This window comes from Sutcliffiella sp. NC1, from assembly GCF_027594365.1.
Taxonomy (GTDB): Bacteria; Bacillota; Bacilli; order Bacillales; family Bacillaceae_I; genus Sutcliffiella; species Sutcliffiella cohnii.
In genome coordinates this window covers 873,754-894,423 of the sequence record NZ_CP115153.1, presented here as the reverse complement: position 1 = coordinate 894,423, position 20,670 = coordinate 873,754, and the positions used below count along the sequence as shown (strand labels likewise).

Here is a 20,670-nt window from a genome sequence, read left to right as displayed (position 1 = left end):
AGTTTAGAATAAATGAGAGGAGACTCGTGTTAAAATGAACGGCATAACTAATTTTTCCACCACAAAATCACAATCCGAATTAGTTGAAAAAGCAAGTCAACTTGCACAAATCTTTTCTGAAAGAGCAGCTTTTCATGATGAGCAAGCGGCTTTTCCTTTCGATAATTTCGCTGATATTAAAAAAGCACAACTTTTAGATTTAACTATTCCAAAAGAATATGGTGGCAAAGGTGGCGGTCTCTACGATTTTCTTTTGCTACAAGAAACCATTGCCCAAGGAGATGGTCCAACCGCCTTATGTCTTGGCTGGCATTTAGGAATACTTATGAACGTTGCTACGTACAGACCTTGGCCAAAGCAAACGTTCGAACACATTTGTAAGGAAGTTGTCGAACATCAAAAACTTCTTAACAGTGCACATTCTGAAAAAGAAACGGGCAGCCCTGCTAGAGGTGGAAAGCCAACTACTACCGCTAAAAATGTGGACGGTAACTGGATTATAAATGGTCGTAAATCATTTGCATCTTTAGCACCTATATTAGATTATTTTATCATCTCGGCCACTATTGAAGAGACGGGTGATGTTGGAGAATTTATACTTCCTCGAGATGTGAAAGGCTTATCGATTGAAGAAACTTGGGAAACGATGAGCATGCGAGCAACGCGAAGTGATGATTTACTATTAGATAACGTTATAGTGACAGAAGATGCCTTAATTCAAACGAAAGTAGTACGTCAAAATAAACCACAAGGTTGGCTTTTACACATCCCTGCATGCTATTTAGGTATTGCTATTGCAGCAAGAAATGAAGCAGTCAAATTCGCAAAAGAATATCAACCTAACAGTTTGCCACATCCAATTAAGGAAGTTCCAAAAGTTAGAGAAAGAATCGGAAAAATGGACGTCAAATTAATGACGGCACGCCATTTTTTATATAGTGTCGCTAGAAATTGGGATGAACACCCGACAAAAAGAGAAGAACTTATCGAAGAGCTTGCAGCAGTGAAATATACTGTAACAAACTCAGCAATCGAAATTGTCGATGAAGCTATGAGAATAGTTGGCGCACAAAGCTTACAATTATCTTCCCCTTTACAACGTTATTATCGTGATGTACGTGCTGGATTGCATAATCCCCCATCCGATGATATTACTCTATCCCTATTAGCCAAAAAAGCACTTGAAGAGTAGAACTTTCCATAAGACTGTTACCACTTTCATAATGTGGAAACAGTCTTATTCTTATATGTTCAGAGTATTAGACATAGTTGATTGCACACTCTAACTGTTATAAGGATAAGTCTTGTGTCTTTTGTAGACAAACAATTAAAGTAGCACATATGAATATAATGTTGTATAATACTTTATATAATAAGGTTTTTACAAAAATAAAGTGTACACTACATAAAAACACTTATCCTTGCACAATAAACAGGTAAGCGTTTTATTCATAATAAGGAGGCTCATTAAATGTCTAGTAATGTATTAGATCAATTTTTACAACACCATCTTGATGATTTAAAAGGGAAAGGCTTATATAACGTCATTGATCCATTGGAAAGTCCTAACGGTTCAAAAATTAAAATTAACGGGAAAGAATTAATTAACCTTTCCTCTAACAACTATTTAGGTTTAGCTACAGATGAAAGATTAAAAGAAGTTGCTACAAAAGCAATTGAAGAATTCGGGGTTGGAGCCGGAGCAGTACGTACTATTAACGGGACACTTTCTCTTCACACGAAGCTTGAAGATACAATTGCAAAATTTAAACATACAGAAGCTGCTATCGCTTACCAGTCTGGGTTCAATTGTAATATGGCTGCTATATCTGCAGTAATGGATAAAAACGACGCAATCCTTTCTGACGAACTAAACCATGCTTCTATTATTGATGGATGCCGTTTATCGAAAGCAAAAATCATTCGCTTCAATCACTCTGACATGGATGATTTAAGAGCTAAAGCAAAGGCAGCTAAAGAATCTGGGCAATATAACAAAATTATGGTCATTACAGATGGCGTGTTCTCTATGGATGGTGACGTTGCGAAACTACCAGAAATCGTAGAAATTGCAGAAGAATTCGACCTCATCACATACGTAGATGATGCACATGGATCTGGTGTATTAGGTAAAGGTGCAGGCACAGTTAAACATTTCGGACTTTCTGATAAGGTAGACTTCCAAATTGGCACACTATCGAAAGCGATCGGTGTCGTAGGTGGATACGTTGCTGGTAAACAAGAATTAATTGATTGGTTAAAAGTAAGAAGTAGACCATTTCTTTTTTCTACTTCATTACCACCAGCTGATATTGCGGCATGTATTCGTTCACTTGAAATATTAATGGAAAGCACAGAGCTTCATGATCGCCTATGGGAAAATGGTGATTACTTGAAAAAAGGATTGAAAGATTTAGGCTTTAATATTGGCGACAGCGAAACTCCGATTACTCCTTGTATTATTGGGGATGAAACATTAACACAAACTTTCAGTAAACGTCTCTATGAAGAAGGTGTGTATGCAAAATCAATCGTCTTCCCAACAGTACCACAAGGAACAGGACGTGTTCGCAACATGCCAACTGCAGCTCATACGAAAGAAATGTTAGACGAAGCTATCTCTATTTACGAAAAGGTTGGTAAAGAATTAAACATCATTTAATCGTTTTATTTGGGGGAAATCAATAATGAAGAAAATATTATTAACCGGAGCGCTTGGACAAATTGGATCAGAGCTAACGATGAAATTAAGGGACATTTATGGTGATACGAACGTTATCGCTACAGACATACGTGATAACGGCAGTGATGTTGTAAAGAGCGGACCGTTTGAAATATTAGACGTTACGGACGCAAAAGGAATGTTTCATATCGCGAAAAAATATGACGTGGATACAGTAGTCCATTTAGCAGCACTACTATCTGCTACAGCGGAAGCGAAACCGCTACTTGCATGGAATTTAAATATGGGCGGATTAGTAAACGCTCTTGAAGTTGCACGTGAACTAAATACACAATTTTTCACTCCAAGTTCTATTGGAGCATTCGGTCCAATGACACCGAAAGATTTAACACCACAAGATACGATTCAACGTCCAACTACTATGTACGGTGTCAATAAAGTAGCTGGAGAATTATTATGCGACTACTATTTTCATAAATTCGGTGTAGACACACGTGGACTTCGTTTCCCTGGTTTAATTTCTTACGTTGCTCCTCCAGGTGGTGGTACGACTGATTATGCGGTAGAAATTTATTATGAAGCGCTCAAAAACGGTAAATATACTTCCTATATTGATAAAAACACGTATATGGACATGATGTATATGCCAGACGCTTTAAACGCAATTGTCGATTTAATGGAAGCAGATCCAGCAGCATTAAGTCATCGTAACTCATTTAACGTAACAGCAATGAGCTTTGAACCTGAACAAATTGCGGCAGAAATACGTAAGCATATTCCTAACTTTAGAATTGATTATAATGTAGACCCTGTTCGTCAAACGATTGCAGATAGCTGGCCTAATTCTATCGATTGCACATCTGCAAAAGAAGAATGGGGCTTCAAGGCAGAGTACGACTTAGAAAAAATGACAGTCGATATGCTAGACAAATTGAAAGTGAAATTAGGCGTGTAATTCTAGCCTTACAATTTTTATTACTAAAAAAAAGCAAGCATAGACATTTAATTGTCCAATGCTTGCTTTTTCTTTTTGCTTGTAATGAACATAAAGATAAATACAATAGATACAACAGTTATCGAACCGAATCTGAATAACTCATTGGCTTGTAATGCTAAAAGCCCCGCAACGAAAGATCCCGTTACAACTCCTAAAGAAAAGCACGAATAAAAAATCCCGAATGCTATTCCTTGTCTAGATTCTCCTGAATACTCCATCACTGTCGCACTAGTTGATGGGAAAATATAAGCAAAGCCAATTCCAAAAACGGCCATCGATAGAAGTAAAGTTAATATCCCATTAGACAATGATAAGGCAACTAACGATAGGGCGATTAAAAATAACCCAATATTCATTAAAACTGACTTTCTCGCTTGATCGTACAATTTATTAGTTGGTAATAAGAAAAATAAAATGGCTACAATACCGAACACACTTAACAATATTCCGGTAGTACTCGAATTCAATAACAAATTTTCTACCTTTAGCGGTAAAGTATACGTTAATAATCCTAACGTATACAATAATATAAATATCGACAAATACGAATGAATTAAAGGTGTTACTAATTTAAAGTTACTTCCTTCTTTACTTGTTTTTAATTTCGAATCCACCTTTTCATACTTAATAAAAAATAACGTAAACATACCGAATACAACCATTAGCGTGGAGATTAAATAAAATAAAGCATCGTATCCAAATTTACTTGTTAACACTCCACCGAGTGCAGGACCAATAATTGCTGCAACACCAACAGCCGCTCCTGAATATGCCATCGCTTTCCCTTTTTTCACATCTCGCTTTTTCATCGTACTAATTAATACGAATGCAGCCGGGACGATCAACCCCCCTACTAGGCCGTGTAAAAAACGAACAATCAATAGTTCAGTAGGTGTTGTTACTAAAGAATAAAAGAACAAGACGATACCTACCGCCACCATCCCAATCCAAAGAATAACCTTCGCTCCAATTCTATCGATTAACAACCCGGAGATTATGTTACCGACTATGTTAGAAAACGAGTACATCCCAATTACGATACCTACTATTAACGGAGTGGCTCCAACACTCACTGCAAACGGCGCAATAATTGGTAACTGTGAAAAAGTATCAATAAACGCAACGATAACAACGATATATAATAAACGCAACCTTTCACACCTTCTTACCAAAAAACTCTTTTCATCCTTTAGTTTACTCCAATTCTGCCACTAAAAAAGAGGAGAGTATTACTTTTTTGTTTCAACATTGTGACTTGCAAGAAAAAGACGAATTCAACATATATTTACCTTTGATTTGACCCTCACCTGTTCCAGTTACTATCATTTCTATTCCATTTCTTATCAGTTGTGTTCCACTTCTCACCTATACTGTTCCATATAAGCAATTTTCAGCTCAAGTCAGACACTTTTTAAATATAAAAATAAAAAGAGGCTGTCTAATAAGTCTCAAAACAGTGGAGAAACCTTATCGTTTTTCCACTGTTTTGTTTGAATAGATTTCATTCAGATAGTTGGTTCAATATACGTATATACAGTGCTCTTCCTCTATTAATACGATTAAACCAACATCTGTGCAAACTACACATAATGAAAAATTTGTACTATCAACCAATGATATTTTTAGACTCCTTATAAGGATAACGAACAAAAAAAGTCCTAAAAGTCAGTTTCTACTGACTTTTAGGACAGCCCCCCTACATTCTATCAATTCATTACCCACTTATCTTTCAAAAACATAATTCTACCTACAACAAATAAAATAGCTAAACAAATGATATTACTTCCAATCGTAATGAATATATGCTCGTAATTTACAACTCCAACAATTAACTCCTTCAATAAACTAAACAAATTTAAAATCGGAATCGCAAAATGATGAAAAGCTAACTCATTTACACCTATCCCAGTAATAATCATTAACGGGAACACCGTTAACATCATAATTGGCGAACTATAACTTTGTGATTCTTTTACCGTTTTTGCCGCAATACTCGTAACCATTAAAATGGACGCTACTAACATTGCATACACGATGGCGATGACAATTGCAATTCCCATAATTAATAGGAGATTTTCGTGTCCAGATAAAGACTGTTTTAAATTTTCCGTAAAGAAATAAATTTCGATTGAAACTACTAATAACGTTATGATCCCTGTTAGAGCGCCGATTGTTGATATGGTTAGCCATTTAGCTAACAACAATGTTGACCTTTTTACCGGTGTCATTAATAATGCTTCCATCGTTTTTCGTTCTTCCTCACCAGCGAATAAATCAGAAGCAGCTGGACCTGCACCTACCCCAATTGCTAATGCTAAAATTAACGGAATTAACATCGCTAAAAGATTAGCACTCGTATTATCCTCTGCAAGCTCTTGATAATGTACACTAATTGGCTGTACTAATTGTGTGTCCAATCCTAACGTAGTAAGACGGGTTGATATCACATCTTTTTCAAGAACAGTAAGAGCAGACGACACAAGATTCATAAGAAAAGATGATTTTTGACTAAAGGAATCTCCTAATATAGTCACTCCCGCTTCATCTCCATTATTTATTTTTTCAATAAATCCTTCTTCAAAAAGGAGCGCCGCATGTGCTTCCCCTTCCTGTACCATCTCCTCTGGATTTTGAACTAGTATTATTTTTATATTTTCATATCCTTGTAATATCGCTTTCTCTTCTTCACTGATAGCTTCAGAAACTGCTAAATTATAAACATCGCCATCGCCATCAGACATTAAGCTTTCGTAAAAGAAAGTTAACCCTGTCATCATAACTAGTGGCAACAGAACGGTTAATAACAACGTTCGTCTATCTCTAAAACTATCTTTTATCTCTTTTAAATATATATTACGAAGCATTTGTATCGTTCCCCCTTACTAGCTTACTCATAAAGATATAGTTTAGATCATTTGTACCTTCTTTACGGTACAGTTCGTCTAAATCACCGTAATAGACGAGTTCACCTTTGTGAATCATTGCGACTGAATCGCAAAGTAGCGAAACTTCATCCATAATATGACTCGAGAAAATAATTGTTTTCCCTTCTCGTTTCAGCTGATGTACTAACTGACGAAACACATTGGATGATGTTATATCAAGACCGGTTGTCGGTTCATCAAATAAAATAATTTCCGGATTATGAATTAACGTTCGAGCAATCGCTACCTTTTGACGCATCCCTTTAGAAAAACCGCCAACTTTACGATTTAAATAATCTTTCATTCCAAACATTTTTGCTAAGGTCTCAATTCGCACCTTAGTTTCATGTTTACTTAACCCGTACAACATCGCGAAGTATTCTAAGTTCTCTTTAGCAGTAAGACGGTCATAAAGGCCAGTCTCTCCACCGAATAGTACTCCTATTTTTCGTTTAATTTCATTCGCTTCCTTCACAGTGTCAAAGTTAGCTACAGTAATATTCCCTTCTGTTGGTGCCAACAACGTTGCTACTGATCGTAACAGCGTAGTTTTACCCGCTCCATTTTCTCCTAACAACCCTACCACTTGACCTTTAGAGATTGATAGAGAGACGTGATTTAATGCCGTTACGTATTTCTTTTTATCTTGAAATGTTTTCGTTATATTTTGTATTTCTATCATTCTTTCCTCCACCTCTTCCTTTGTATGCTGTAATCATACTAAGAAATGAGAAATTATTCCCCCTTCATGTCGTAAAAGTTCCATTTCATGTCGTGAAAAGGTCAAATATTTCCTTTATAATGAGATGTAGAGATAATAAATGGAAACGGCTTTGTCTGAAAGAAAGCGGGGATAACATGAAGGTTGGACTAGTAGATGATAGACAAATAGACTTAGATAAATTGCATGCTATCGTACAGACGATCCCTAATATCGAAATTATATTTGCTACAACATCTGCCGATAAAGCATATGAGCATATAAAAAAAGAAGACATTGATGTATTAATCGCTGACATTGAAATGCCTAATCTTTCTGGTTATGAACTAGCAGATATCATTCATACACACGCACTGAATATTACGGTCATTTTCGTAACGGGGACAAGTGGCTACGCGGTCCATGCTTTTGAATTAAATGTGCATGATTATATTATGAAACCATACCCGAAAGAAAGATTAATTAAATCCGTTGAACGCCTTTTAGAAAAGACGAAGTCAGCAGAAATTACTGGCAGACTTTACCTTAAACAAAAAAACGATATTCATATTTTACAAAAAAAGGACATCATTTTCATTGAACGGTCAGGTCGCTCCACAACGATATACACGAAAGCAGAAGCGATAACGACGTATTTAACACTCAATGAATTGGAAGGTGAACTAAGAGAACGTGACTTTATCCGCTCACACCGTTCCTTTATTATAAACATTCATTACGTTAAAAACTTTTCACTTTACGCAAAAAATTCCTACGTAGTCTCATTTGATGGAATAGAGCAAAAAGCAATGATAACGAAGGAGAAAGTCAACTTTTTACAAGAATATTATTTTTAAAGGATGGATTACGCTTGAAGACTCATTTTTGTATTGGGGGTTTATGTCGTTTTTAGCAACGATACTTACATACGGACTACTATCATTAATTTTAAATGATCTTATTTTATACACTGTCACAGTTTTACTATTTGTCCTAACATATATTTGTCTTATCGTCATAAAACCAACAGTTCCAAACTGGAAATCAACGATAAATATAGTATTTAGTTTAGGTCAAATTTTCATTGTTTCATTTTGTCTATTAATACCAACTACTGTTTTTACTACTACACTCCTTATTGTTTTTATATTAATTGAAATTGGGAAAGTGCAGGCTGCCAGAGAAAGGAATTTAGTACGAAAAGAAGTTCAACAGTTTGAAGCTCAACAAACACGTCTAAATGAAACGTTTCGCATTCTGCGTAGTGAACGGCACGACTTTTTAAAGCATATTTCCGCTATTCATTATATGTTAGAAAAAGGAAGCAATTCAGAAGCTAAAACGTACTTAGATTCGTTAGTAGATAGTTATGAGGAAACTAACCTCTCCATTAAAGGAGAAACAGGAGTAGTTGCAGCTGTTTTACACCAAATGTATAAACGAGCTACAAGTATAGGTTGTTCTGTCTATTATGATTTAGATGTTCCTATATCCTCTTTACCGCTTACCGATAAGGATACAGTGGCACTCATTAGTAATTTACTCACAAATAGTGTAGAAGCATGTGAAGATTGGCTAAAGGAAAGAGAGGAGCAGCCACTCCTATCTTTACAATTTTATAAAAGAAGCGGACTTTACATATTAATATGCAAAAATAACTCATTGCCATTAACTTCAAATGTTTTAGATCGTCTTTATGATAAGTACGGTGAAACAACGAAAGGTGGCAACCATGAAGGACTCGGCACTAAAATAATTCATTCAACCGTCCAGCAATATAACGGATTACTTGATTTCACCTACAAAGATGAGCAATTCTCTGTAAAAATAAAAATACCGGCTATTCATTAATACATAACTTTCAAAAGTTAAAGAGGCTGAGTCAAGACTAATGTAATCACCTCAAAAGACGAAATATTGCAGGTTTAGCGGAGGAAATATACGTAGACTCCTACCATGAAAATATAACACTAAAATATGGAAAAATGGCAATACTAAATTAGACGCAGCTTATTCTTGTTTTTTGAGGAGAGCGTCATACTCAAAAATCTATCGACTTTTTGGGATCGCTTTATGAAACTTTTGGTTCAACTAGTGTCACGGTGTAGCCTAAATTTTCTAATCTTCGTAGTGAATGTCTAACAATGGACTGTTGTCTTTGCTTATCGAAGTAGTCTTCTCCTAGATCTACGTACATTTCCTTTCGTGTTAAGAGATAATAGGAGATTCGTAACATCGCATGGGCTACAACAACTGCTGCACGCTTTTTACCTTTACGTGAAGCAGTCCGACGGTAAAGTGCACCAAGGTAGTTTTTAGACCCTCGAACAGAATGAGCTGCTTCAATGAGTGCTGATTTAAGATATTTGTTTCCTTTCATCGTTTTGGATGACTTACGTTTTCCAGCACTTTGGTTATTTCCTGGAACTAAACCCGCCCATGAACATAGTTGGGGTGCAGTCGGGAATTGCTCTTTTATATTTGGACCAATTTCTGCAAGCATTTGTTCCGCCATTTTTCTTCCAATGCCAGGAATGGAATCTAAACGATCTATGTCTTCTTGATCGTCTTCCATCCTTTTTTCTATCTCTTTGTCTAGTTTATCGATTTGCTCAGTTAGGAAATCGATATGATCCATAATCGTTTTTATCATAAATCGTTGATGTTCTTGAATATACCCTTGAAGTGCGAGTTTCAATTCATCTTTTTTATTTTTCATTCTTCCTCTCGCAAAGTTTGTTAACTCTTCAAGGTCTTCATTCCCTTCCGCTATGGATCGAAGCATATCACGAGAAGAAACTCCCATAATGTCAGAAACAACAGAGCCAAGCTTGATATTAGCTCCTTCTAACACTTTTTGAATCCGATTATATTGTCTGGCACGTTCTTCAATTATGCTACGACGATAACGCACAAGTTCACGTAATTCTCGCTGATTTCGGTCAGGAATATAACTAGCTTTAAGTAAACCGTGACGAAGTAATTTGGCAATCCATTCGGCATCTTTCACATCGGTTTTACGCCCAGGAACAGCTTTAATATGTTGAGCATTCACAACTAGAAATTCAATACCTTCTGCTTCTAGTAAATTGACAATAGGTTTCCAGTAGACACTTGTACTTTCCATCGCCACATGGGTACAGTTGTGTTTCTTAACCCAGTCCACCAACTCTATAAGATATATAGTTTTAGTTGAAAAAGTTTCAATCTCCTTTCCTTTTGCTGTAATGGCACATGCAGTAATGTTATCCTTGTGGACATCCATACCACAAGCATTCTCAATGATTACTTCCATTGAAAACATCCTTTCTACGGCAAAGCAAATTTGAGGCTGGTGCAACAACCAGAATAGGGTTAATCTACCATGAGTGCTTCCCATAAAGGGAGCAACAATCTGTGATGCACCGTGGTCGAAGGAGTCAGACTGCGGGGAGGGCTCACACACACCAAGGAGTCACGACCTTCCTCATCCAGCCGTAGCATTAGTATAGCCACGCAAAAACCATTTTCATTCTCTGTGGTGTATAGCTTGTAATACATGAAAGACTGCGGGAGGAAAGGCATAGGTGAGACCCCGCAGTGCGCAGCACGAGGAGGCTCACCAGCTACGAAAAGTGAAGGCGGCTCGACCTGGCCCGACAAGCATAAGACAGGCGCTGCAGTTGGGCGCTCTTTGCCCAACGGAAGTGACTGGCTTATGTCTCGAGGGCCAAGCCGCCGTAACTAGACACGCCCGCGGAAAGCGAAGTATATTTCCGGAGCGGGTTTTCCCCGAGTATTTTTGTTCGTTTTTTACTTTGATTAAAATAGTTATGTCCCAACCTCTTTAACAATCTAATCGATAAATTAAAAACTTTTCATACGGGTTATGTTCGTAACGAGGTAACGGTACTTCTTGAAATAAGTAAAAAGGAGTCTGTTCTTCTAAATAATACGTATATTCGTTTGCAGGATAATAAAGAATGATATCAAGTTTACGCGGTTCCACCTCATATGAAGCTAATATATTTCTTACTACTTTCATAAATATTTGAACGGTGAAAGGATTAAAGAAATAAAAAACATTGTCTTCTTTACTTATTGAATAGTTTTCAGCTAAACATTGAAAAAACTGAATTTGGTCGCCGATTTCTCTTCTTTTTAACCAATATTTCCGCCTATTTTGAAGGGCTTCTTTATAAAACGTTTCGTCCATTTCAATACCTGTTGCTCTGGTACCAAAAAAATGATGCACAAAAAAGTTCAACCGACCCTTTCCACAACCAAAATCAATAATACGGTCTTTGTTCGTTAACGAATATTGCTCGAAGAATAATACAAGCGCCTCATAGGGTGTAGGCTCATATCGATGATAATGGAAGGAAGAATGAAATCCTTTTTGCACCTCTGATGTTTCAATATTTAATAATTGATCATAGTACTGTTCTTGCATATATATTTCTCCTAAAAACTTATTCTTTCCATCACCAATATAACATACGAAAAAAATTACGGAAAAATTTTTATAAAATGTGTACCATTTTCGAATATTCTGTTATATAATAAAATAAATTATAATATAACTGTATTAATACAACTTAAGGAGGAATATAAAAAATGAGTAGAGTTGAACGGAAAAACATGATCGAATTTCTTGAGTTAATGAAAGGAACAGACCCACTTACATTTGCTTACATGACAGACCATGATATTGAGCATTTATACAATAAAGTTTACGAACAAATGGTGTTTGATCATCATAATTAAAAAAGCTCACCATCTGGTGAGTTTTTTTATGAAGGCTAAAGTAGATTTTCGATTAAAAACAATACTTTTAGGAAGGTTTCATTTTAATATTTCAACTGATATATCAAAAACATTCCATAAAAATAAAATGAAAAGGATAGATAATGCCCAAGCTAATAATGGATTTTTGTGGTGAATCTTTAACATGACAAACATGACAATAAGAAATAGAAATGACCATTTCATATTCCAACCTTTATAATGATTGATTAAATTTAAGTAGTTTAAATTGACGTACTCGACAACCCAATATGTAACGATCCAAAATAAAATCCAGAAAAATTGGTTTTGTCTTTTTTGTGGAAAGCGTCCAAGATATATTAAAACAGTTGCTGGATAAACAATTACCATAATCATCAAATTGATAAATGTGTGGTTTTGTAATATAGTCTCGCCAAAAAATGTTTCTTCGTATGTCCACATAGAATAGTTATAGAAAAGGAAGTTTTTCAACAAATCTACACAAATAAGAAAAAGGATAGTTGGATAATAAAGTCTCCACCTTTTCCAATCTCCCCATATTACTCCAGCAATAAAAAATAAACCGTTAAATATAAAGTGCATTATTTTCTCCTAATTATCATATTCCAATAATTCCACTTTTATTTTCTTCAAATATTTGGAAGTTATACTGTGCTGCTCCTATTAACTAAAAAAAGCGATGTAGAATCCACATCGCTTTTCCTTATTTAACCTCTACTAACTTGGCTTGAACTTTTTTTGCTTCTTCTTTTTGGCCCTCAGGATTTGTATCTGGCTCTTCCATCGGTTTTGCACGTTTGATGAAGAAGGCTAAAACTAGCGCAACAACAGAAATGCAAGTTGCTACAAAAAACGCATCATTAATTCCCTCTAACGTTGCTAGCATGGAAACCTCTTGCTCTAATGCTGCTAATGCCGCTCCCGACGGTTGGCTTCCTAGATCACCTACAGCTTTTTCCATCATAACATTTCCGTGTGTTACACTTCTGTTTGCCATTACTGTAACGAGTAACGCCGTTCCAATGGCACCTGAAACTTGGTTCAATGTATTATTCATCGCTGTTCCGTGTGGGTAAAAGCTTCTAGGTAATTGATTTAAACCATTTGTAGAAACAGGCATCATTACCATCGAAATACCAAACATTCGGATTGCGTGAAGAACCATTAAAAACCCGTATGTCGTTTCCATCGTTAACTCACTTAAATAATACGTTGTAACAACAAGAATCGTAATACCACTGATTGCTAACACTTTTCCACCAAATTTATCGAATAGCTTTCCTGTAATTGGTGACATAAAGGCCATTGCTAAAGCACCCGGTAAAAGCATTAATCCTGCTTCAAATGGGTCAATTCCACGTATTGTTTGAACATAGATAGGTAATAATAGCATCCCAGAAAACATCGCCATGTTAAGGACCATCGTAATAACAGAAGAAAGAGCAAACATTGGGTATCGATACACACCGAAGTTTAACATTGGTTTCTTTTGGTAAGATTGGCGTAGTATAAACCATAGTAAAGCTATTGCACCGACAATAATGGTTAAGTATACTTGCGGGCTTCCCCATCCAGCATTACCAGCTGCACTGAATCCGTAAAGAATTCCTCCAAACCCAATACTTGATAAGACAAGCGAGAAAATATCTAATTTCAAATTTACTTTTTGTTTTTTATCTTTTAATAAGAAATACCCTATTAAGACAACGATTATGGCAATTGGAGTTAAGAAATGAAAGAGCATTCTCCAATCATAGTTTTGAACAATCCACCCTGACAAAGTCGGTCCAATTGCTGGAGCTGCCATCATAATTAGTCCAAACATCCCCATAGCAGAACCTCTACGTTCAACAGGGAAACTTACTAACATTACGTTCATTAAAAGAGGCATCATAATGGCAGAACCAGCTGCCTGCAACATTCTACCTGTTAATAAAATAGGAAAAATATGAGCTGCTCCTGCAACTATTGTCCCTATCGTAAATAAGCCCATTGCCACTAAAAATAAATGACGGACAGAATACTTTTGAATTAAAAAAGCTGTCATCGGAACTAATACTCCATTGACAAGCATAAATCCAGTAGCTAACCATTGGACGGTTGAAGGCTCTACATTCAAATCAACCATTATCGACGGTAAAGCAATATTTAGTAAAGTATTATTTAAAAAAGCAATAAAAGCCCCAATCATTAACACGGTGAGGATTCCATATGGAGGACGCGAAGTCTCTTTTATGGATTGGTCCATGTAATTTCCCCCTATACTTAAAGTTCATTATTTATACTTACGTTATATAAACTATATAATATACCATTAGTTCAATTATTTCAATTGGTAAATCTTCTGATTAAATTAGTGTTTGTACTGATGAAGAAAATCATGTACTATTATTTTTGTACTAATAGTTCAATTTAGATGAAAGGTGATTATATGAACGAACGAAAACTACATGTTATAAAAGTAGCTCATCAACTATTTATAAATAAAGGTTTCCATACTACGTCCATTCAAGACATATTAGACGCTAGCGGAATTTCAAAAGGTACCTTTTATAATTATTTTTCATCTAAGAATGAATTATTTAAAGAAGTTTTTACATCTCTTTACGTTGATTTAGAAAAAGAGCGGGAAGCCATTTTAAACGGGAAAGATCGTACATCTCTCGACCCTTTTATACAACAAATGGAATTTCAGTTAAGAAAAAACAGAGCTAATCGTGTTCTTCCTTTATTCGAAGAAGCTTTTTTCTCGAAGGATGAAGAGCTAAAACAATTTATAACTGGTGTTCAAATAAAAACAATCAATTGGGTGTTCAATCGGTTTATTGATATTTTCGGAGAACAAAAAAAAGCCTATTTATTAGATGGAGCCATTATGTTCATGGGTTTACTTCATCAAAATTTACGTTACGAAGCTTTAGCACATGGAAAGAATGATAACTTACAACTTGTAGTACAGTTTACAGTAGACAAAATCGTTCATATCATTGAAGAATCTTACCGGACAAAAAGTCAATTGTTCGAGCCAGAATTAATAAATAACTGGATTCCAAAAGACCAAAATAAACACGAAAACTTACGTCGTCGTTTACGCGAGGAAATTGAAACGCTAAAAGGAAAGCTCGGAGAAAACGAAATGAAATACGTGGAACTCGTTGAATTTATTGAGGATGAACTAATTGATGCAAAAAAACCTCGAAAATTCCTAATTGAAAGTACGTTGAACACATTAGAAAAGCACTTTCCATCAAGTGAATTACAAGAGCTAAAAAAAGTTATTATAGAATTTATGTAATATATACCGATAAAAAATGCTACAACCTTTTATGGTTGTAGCATTTTTTTATGATGGAAGTACAACGTTTTCGTTTTCTTCGTGCACACTTTCATTTTTACCCTTTACTAAAATAGTATCACGATCTCGATATAGCAATACGGACGCTAAAATAAACGATAATATATCAGCGATTGGGAACGCAAGCCAAACACCGATAAGTCCAAAAAATTGAGGTAATATTAATACTAATGGAATTAAAAATAGTATTTGTCTCGACAGTGATAATATTAAAGCTGGTTTTGGTCTTCCTAATGCTTGATAGAGGCCACCCGCAACTACTTGAACCCCTACTACAAAAAAAGTAATAAATAATATTCTCATCGCAAATGATCCTTCTTTTATGACTGTCGGATCAGACGTAAAAATACGTAAGAACGGGGAAGGTATAAACACTAACATTAACGAAATAACAGCAGCACATACTGTTACGATTTTCAATGTAATCCAAATCGTTTCTCGCATCCGTTCGAATTGCTTTGCCCCGTAGTTATATCCGACAATCGGCATCATACCTTGCATAATTCCGGTAATCGGAATAACAGTAAACATTAAAATACGTTGAATGATTCCAAAAATACCAACATACATTTCGCTCCCATGTTGGATAAGCATTGCATTAATCGCAATCATCATTAAGCTTCCCGCTGCTTGTTGAACGAATGCAGGCATACCTACTGCTAATACTTCTTTTACAATCCCAAACTTCAACTTTAAATTTTCCATCTGTAGAGATAAAGAGCTTTTCCCTGCTAAAAAGTATTGAAAAATCATCCCTGTAACTGCTATTTGGGAAATGACTGTTGCAATAGCTGCACCACGAACCCCCATGTTAAAACCAAAAATAAAAATTGGGTCTAGTATAATATTAATAATTGCCGGGACAATCATCGTGTACATGGCAAACTTGGCATTCCCTTCAGAGCGAACAATATTATTCGCAGCAAATCCGAATGAAAAGAAAAAGGTACCAAACATGATTGGGAACATGTACTCCATCGCGTACGGTAAAGTCGTAGGAGTTGCCCCAAATAGTAATAATAAAGGCTCTAATGCAAAAAATGCGATGAAAAGTCCGATAATACTTACAATAATAATTAAGGAGATAATATTACCGAATACTAAATTAGCTTCTCCGCCTCTTTGTTCTCCTAATCTACGAGAGATAACAGAAGCTCCTCCCATCCCTAATGCTGCGGATACTGCCATGACAATCATCATTAACGGGAAGGCGATTGTTGTTCCGGCAACTGCATCAATTCCAACTCCATAAGAAATGAAAATAGTATCTACGACGTTGTACAATGTCATCACGAACATACCAATCATTGCAGGAATAGAAAGGTTACGTAACAACGTTGTAATTTTTTGTTTTCCTAATAGCTCCGTTTGTTGTTTAGGATTCATTATTCTCCCCCCTCGTTCAATTTACATATGTTATCTTTTACTTTACTTAGCCAAAATTTAAATAGTGCTAATTCCTCTTTAGAGAATCCAGCCAATATTTTTTCTTCCATATCGGACATATCTTCCCAAATTTTTTGATCTAGTTCTTTCCCCTTATCTGTAACAGTAATAATTTTTGCTCGTTTATCCTGTTCACTATCTGCTTTTCCAATTAAGCTTTTGCTTAGTAGTGAATCGATAATCCCAGTCATCGTTGATGCTTTTACATATAATTGCTGTTGAAGTTCTACTTGAGTTTGTGGACCGTGCTGCACTAAAATATATAATACTCTCGCTTGAGCTACTGTTATGTCAAAATGAGCTAGCCGTTCGTTTGATAAGTTATGATACAAATGGGCAACCATTCCCACTTGATATCCAAACTTTTTTTCGATATTACGTTCCAAAATTAGTTACCTCCCTAACTAAAAAAACACTTTCATATAATAACATCATGTTATAAGTAATACAATCAATAAACTCATTTTATTTAGCTCCCTAATAATTCGTGTTACTAAAGTTGCTTTCATATAGGCGAATTTTGATAGGAATAGAAGAACAAAAGCGCAGGCGTTTCGTTCTGGCCCATACAAACTGGACTGTTCCGGTAGGAGATAAAGGAAACACGGCGACGGAGGAGCCGATGTTGACTTATCGTACGGACGGAACGGGAAGTTTAATAGGGCCTAAGCGACGGAGCTAGACGTAGTAACACAAAGTTAGTGGTTACCCACAACTTTCCACTCATATAGTTTCCTGGTAAACGATAAAAAAACACGCAACATATAGTTACGTGTTTTTTCGCTAGTTTCATTCAAACGTATCAATAATCTTTTTCGCTTGAACCATCCCGTTATCAATACAGTCAGGGATGCCTACACCATAATAGGAACACCCAGCTAAAAGTATCCCTGGATAAGTAGCTTCTAATTTTCCCTCTAGTGATGAAACTATTTGCGGATGTGTAATTTGGTACGTTGGCATGTTGTTTAGCCATTCCGTAATTTCGGTAGTAACTGGGTCTGCAGTAATACCTAAACTTTTCTTCACATCTTCGAGGGAAATTTGTAGTAATTGTTCTTTATTCATTCCTTTTATCGAATGAAAGGACGGATGACTACTTTTATAAAAAAGACGAACGAGTAAATTGCCTTGTTGAGAGGTGTGGGTCCATTTACGACTTGTCCACGTACAAGCATTGCAAGAAAGGGCATCTGTATCAACCGTAATAAAACCAGTACCGTCGGCAGGTAGTATAGAATCTGGTACATCATATCCAACATATACACTTATTAGCGAGCTATTTTCAAATGATTGGAACTCGTCTTGAATGGATTTATCTGCTAAAAGTGAAGCAGTTACACTATGAGGAACACTTAACATTACATAGTTAGCCTCTACTTTTTCTCCATTTTGAAAAGAAACCGTATAATACCCATCATTTTTATCGATACTTGTCACTCGCTCGTTTTTCCAAATTTCTACTTCGTCTAATTTCTGTTCGTACGTATCTATTAAAGTACCCATTCCACCTTCAAAAGAGATGAATTTCCTCCCGCTGCCACTTTGGAATTTTTTCTTATTCGCTTCTAAACCTTTAATGATACTTCCATATTCCTCTTTATAATCAAATAAATAAGGTAGTGTAGAGGAAATCGTTAAATCTTTCAAATCACCTGAATACACTCCAGATAGTACTGGTGCAATTTGCTTTTCAACGAGTTCTTCTCCTAAGAAATACGTTAAAAAATCTCCGATCGAATCATCTTTTGTAAATGTATCATTTTTTATATATAAATCTTTTAACGCAGCAACTTTTCCTTCTGCAGAGATTAAATCTGTTGTAGCTAATGATTCAACCGATAAAGGGATTCCGAAAATTGTATCAGCTGGAATTGCTTTTAATGAACCTTCGTTGTATAAGAAGGAACGGCCAGTTGCATTGTATACGACACTATCTTCTAGCCCTAACTCTTTTATAAACGACATACTGTTTGCTTTTCTAGCAACAATGGAATCTGCTCCAGCTTCCATAATGAAATCGTTATTTTCAACCGTCCGGATTTTACCACCAAGCTGATTCGAAGCTTCTGCCAAAATTAAACGTACATCTGCGTTCGTTTCTTTTTTCCATTTTTGCAACTCCCACATTGCCGATAAACCAGTTATTCCTCCACCAACAACTAAAACTGTTTTCATGACATTAGGCACCACCAATACGTTTCTTTTGATAACAAAATAATACCATATTTATTCTTTTATTAATGTGACTCATGTTACAAAAAAGTGAAAGAGGTTGGGACATAACTATTTTTATCAAAGTAAAAGACGAACAAAAAGTAGAGTGGAAATAAGCCGCTCCGGAAATATACTTCGCTTTCCGCGGGCGGCTGGTGAGCCTCCCGCTGGAGTCTACGTATATTTCCTCCGCTAATTCTACAATCGTTCGTCTTTTATCAAGATTATATTAGTTTTGTCTCAGCCTTTTCACTATTAGTTATTATAAGTTTTCTAAAAATAAGCGGACAACATCCGCTCCACCGATTAGTGTACCGAGTGAGCTTCCTAAGTTTGCCAATACAACAATTAACAATATGCGAGTTACTTTATTATTCCAAAAGCCTTTCACACTATAAACGTCTTCTGATAATCTTTCAAAATCGCGAACACTAGGCCTACGAAGTAACGCTTGTACTAATCCAGCGAACCAGCCTGCTGCAAGTAATGGGTTCAGTGATGTTATAGGTGCCGCAAAAAAGGCGGTTAAAATAGCTAATGGGTGACCGAAGGCGATTGCTGTTCCGATTGCCGAAAAGGAACCATTCCATAAAATCCAGCTAATCGTCTGTTGCATCCCTGCTGTAGGGTTTGAAATAAATGTATACGCAATAACAGCTAAAATAAGAATTGGAATCATCCAGCCGATTATTTTTGGCGCTTTCGATTTTGGTGGTAATTTTGTTAATTCTTTTAAATCGTGCTTTTTAAAGATTTCTTTCCGTATACCTGGCACGTGAGCCGCACCTAAAACAGCTACAACTTTATTTCCAGGTGCTCTTTTAATTTTTTCAGCTAAATATTGATCTCGTTCATCAATAAGTGGCGTCTTTAATTTCGGAAAAGATTCCGTGAACTCTTCCAACATTGCATCTAACATATCTTGTGATTTTAATTTTTCTAGATCTTCTTCCGATACTTTTTCATTGCTAAAAATACTATAAATAATTTGCATTAATAATTTTGCTTTACCGAATAAGCCGATATTACCCCAAATTCGAGCAAACGTAATTTGAATATTGCGGTCCGCTAACACTAATTGTGCACCAATTTCTTTAGCTGACTCAATTCCTTGAATCATTTCTTGACCAGGCTTAATATCCATTTCTTTCGCCATCCGCTTTTGAAAGGACGAAATGGCTAAATTCATTAAAAGAAGGGATGCTTTTTTCTCCTTAATGACTTTAAAGATATCCATATCCTTCCACTGATTGCCTGCCATAATCGATTGATATCTCGGCTCATCCAGCTCCACACAAACAGTATCAGGCTGTTCTCGTTCTATTACCTCTTTTACTTCTTCTGCACTTTTTTTCGAAACATGAGCAGTACCAATTAAGATTATTTGTTTACCTTCATAATTTAACGTTGTAATGTTTCCTTCCGTCATATGTACCTTCCTTTAATACGTCATCGCATCTCATATAGTTTACATTCTATCACAATATTTTACCAAAAAGATTTCGTTCTATATAGTGTTCGACATAATGAATAAATGTCCTTCCTTTGAACAGGAAAGACATCCAAATTTATAAAGACTTA

At 35.9% G+C, this 20,670-nt stretch carries 18 protein-coding genes; 7 read left to right on the top strand and 11 right to left on the bottom strand.

Going from position 1 to position 20,670, the window contains the following annotated elements:
• Nucleotides 1-34 precede the first annotated feature (34 nt).
• The 3 genes from O1A01_RS04435 to O1A01_RS04425 all read left to right on the top strand — a co-directional run bounded on the left by O1A01_RS04435 (nucleotide 35) and on the right by O1A01_RS04425 (nucleotide 3,638).
• A complete protein-coding gene (locus tag O1A01_RS04435) occupies nucleotides 35-1,192 on the top strand; it encodes an acyl-CoA dehydrogenase family protein (protein ID WP_270065663.1) in 1,158 nt (385 codons plus the stop codon).
• Between the two features lie 279 nt (nucleotides 1,193-1,471).
• The gene (locus tag O1A01_RS04430; protein ID WP_066420318.1) at nucleotides 1,472-2,662 is read left to right on the top strand and encodes a glycine C-acetyltransferase; all 1,191 of its coding nucleotides are present in this window, start codon (nucleotides 1,472-1,474) and stop codon (nucleotides 2,660-2,662) included.
• A gap of 25 nt (nucleotides 2,663-2,687) precedes the next feature.
• Nucleotides 2,688-3,638, top strand: a complete 951-nt coding sequence (locus tag O1A01_RS04425; RefSeq protein ID WP_270065662.1) for an L-threonine 3-dehydrogenase — start codon at nucleotides 2,688-2,690, stop codon at nucleotides 3,636-3,638.
• 47 nt (nucleotides 3,639-3,685) lie between these two features.
• Here O1A01_RS04425 and O1A01_RS04420 read toward each other — a convergent pair whose 3' ends face one another.
• From O1A01_RS04420 to O1A01_RS04410, 3 genes are all read right to left on the bottom strand, one after another.
• Nucleotides 3,686-4,831: an MFS transporter gene (locus O1A01_RS04420; protein WP_270065661.1), complete on the bottom strand. Its 1,146-nt coding sequence runs from the start codon at nucleotides 4,829-4,831 to the stop codon at nucleotides 3,686-3,688.
• Nucleotides 4,832-5,386: 555 nt separating this feature from the next.
• Nucleotides 5,387-6,544, bottom strand: coding sequence for an ABC transporter permease (locus O1A01_RS04415; protein ID WP_270065660.1), 1,158 nt, complete (start codon nucleotides 6,542-6,544; stop codon nucleotides 5,387-5,389).
• Entirely contained in the window at nucleotides 6,534-7,286 is a 753-nt protein-coding gene (locus O1A01_RS04410; protein ID WP_066420313.1) for an ATP-binding cassette domain-containing protein, read from the bottom strand. Before O1A01_RS04410 ends, O1A01_RS04415 begins: the two co-directional genes overlap by 11 nt.
• 176 nt (nucleotides 7,287-7,462) lie before the next feature.
• Between O1A01_RS04410 and O1A01_RS04405 the strand changes: the two genes are divergently transcribed.
• Nucleotides 7,463-8,161 (top strand): LytR/AlgR family response regulator transcription factor, encoded by a 699-nt coding sequence (locus O1A01_RS04405; protein WP_066420312.1) that lies wholly within the window; start codon nucleotides 7,463-7,465, stop codon nucleotides 8,159-8,161.
• Between the two features lie 43 nt (nucleotides 8,162-8,204).
• Entirely contained in the window at nucleotides 8,205-9,155 is a 951-nt protein-coding gene (locus O1A01_RS04400) for a sensor histidine kinase (RefSeq protein WP_270065659.1), read from the top strand.
• A gap of 220 nt (nucleotides 9,156-9,375) precedes the next feature.
• On the opposite strand, the gene O1A01_RS04395 is transcribed toward O1A01_RS04400, so the two are convergent.
• Both O1A01_RS04395 and O1A01_RS04390 read right to left on the bottom strand, forming a co-directional pair.
• Complete coding sequence (locus O1A01_RS04395) at nucleotides 9,376-10,599, bottom strand: IS110 family RNA-guided transposase (RefSeq protein WP_270064820.1); 1,224 nt, start codon at nucleotides 10,597-10,599, stop codon at nucleotides 9,376-9,378.
• A gap of 531 nt (nucleotides 10,600-11,130) precedes the next feature.
• Nucleotides 11,131-11,736, bottom strand: a complete 606-nt coding sequence (locus O1A01_RS04390) for an SAM-dependent methyltransferase (RefSeq protein WP_270065658.1) — start codon at nucleotides 11,734-11,736, stop codon at nucleotides 11,131-11,133.
• A gap of 164 nt (nucleotides 11,737-11,900) precedes the next feature.
• Between O1A01_RS04390 and O1A01_RS04385 the strand changes: the two genes are divergently transcribed.
• Complete coding sequence (locus O1A01_RS04385) at nucleotides 11,901-12,050, top strand: BH0509 family protein (protein ID WP_066421776.1); 150 nt, start codon at nucleotides 11,901-11,903, stop codon at nucleotides 12,048-12,050.
• A 78-nt stretch (nucleotides 12,051-12,128) separates the two neighbouring features.
• On the opposite strand, the gene O1A01_RS04380 is transcribed toward O1A01_RS04385, so the two are convergent.
• Both O1A01_RS04380 and O1A01_RS04375 read right to left on the bottom strand, forming a co-directional pair.
• Nucleotides 12,129-12,653 carry a CBO0543 family protein gene (locus O1A01_RS04380; protein ID WP_270065657.1) on the bottom strand — a complete coding sequence of 175 codons (525 nt, stop codon included), beginning with the start codon at nucleotides 12,651-12,653 and terminating at the stop codon, nucleotides 12,129-12,131.
• 121 nt (nucleotides 12,654-12,774) lie between these two features.
• A complete protein-coding gene (locus O1A01_RS04375) occupies nucleotides 12,775-14,319 on the bottom strand; it encodes a DHA2 family efflux MFS transporter permease subunit (protein ID WP_066421770.1) in 1,545 nt (514 codons plus the stop codon).
• Between the two features lie 183 nt (nucleotides 14,320-14,502).
• Here O1A01_RS04375 and O1A01_RS04370 point away from each other — a divergent pair, with 183 nt between their 5' ends.
• Nucleotides 14,503-15,366: a TetR/AcrR family transcriptional regulator gene (locus tag O1A01_RS04370; protein ID WP_066421763.1), complete on the top strand. Its 864-nt coding sequence runs from the start codon at nucleotides 14,503-14,505 to the stop codon at nucleotides 15,364-15,366.
• A 48-nt stretch (nucleotides 15,367-15,414) separates the two neighbouring features.
• On the opposite strand, the gene O1A01_RS04365 is transcribed toward O1A01_RS04370, so the two are convergent.
• From O1A01_RS04365 to O1A01_RS04350, 4 genes are all read right to left on the bottom strand, one after another.
• On the bottom strand, nucleotides 15,415-16,812 hold the full coding sequence (locus O1A01_RS04365; RefSeq protein WP_066421760.1) for an MATE family efflux transporter: 1,398 nt from the start codon (nucleotides 16,810-16,812) through the stop codon (nucleotides 15,415-15,417).
• Nucleotides 16,812-17,258 carry a MarR family winged helix-turn-helix transcriptional regulator gene (locus tag O1A01_RS04360; protein ID WP_066421758.1) on the bottom strand — a complete coding sequence of 149 codons (447 nt, stop codon included), beginning with the start codon at nucleotides 17,256-17,258 and terminating at the stop codon, nucleotides 16,812-16,814. Before O1A01_RS04360 ends, O1A01_RS04365 begins: the two co-directional genes overlap by 1 nt.
• A gap of 403 nt (nucleotides 17,259-17,661) precedes the next feature.
• Entirely contained in the window at nucleotides 17,662-19,050 is a 1,389-nt protein-coding gene (hemG, locus tag O1A01_RS04355; RefSeq protein WP_066422037.1) for a protoporphyrinogen oxidase, read from the bottom strand.
• Nucleotides 19,051-19,351: 301 nt separating this feature from the next.
• Nucleotides 19,352-20,518, bottom strand: coding sequence for a TraB/GumN family protein (locus O1A01_RS04350; protein WP_066421887.1), 1,167 nt, complete (start codon nucleotides 20,516-20,518; stop codon nucleotides 19,352-19,354).
• Between the last annotated feature and the right edge of the window lie 152 nt (nucleotides 20,519-20,670).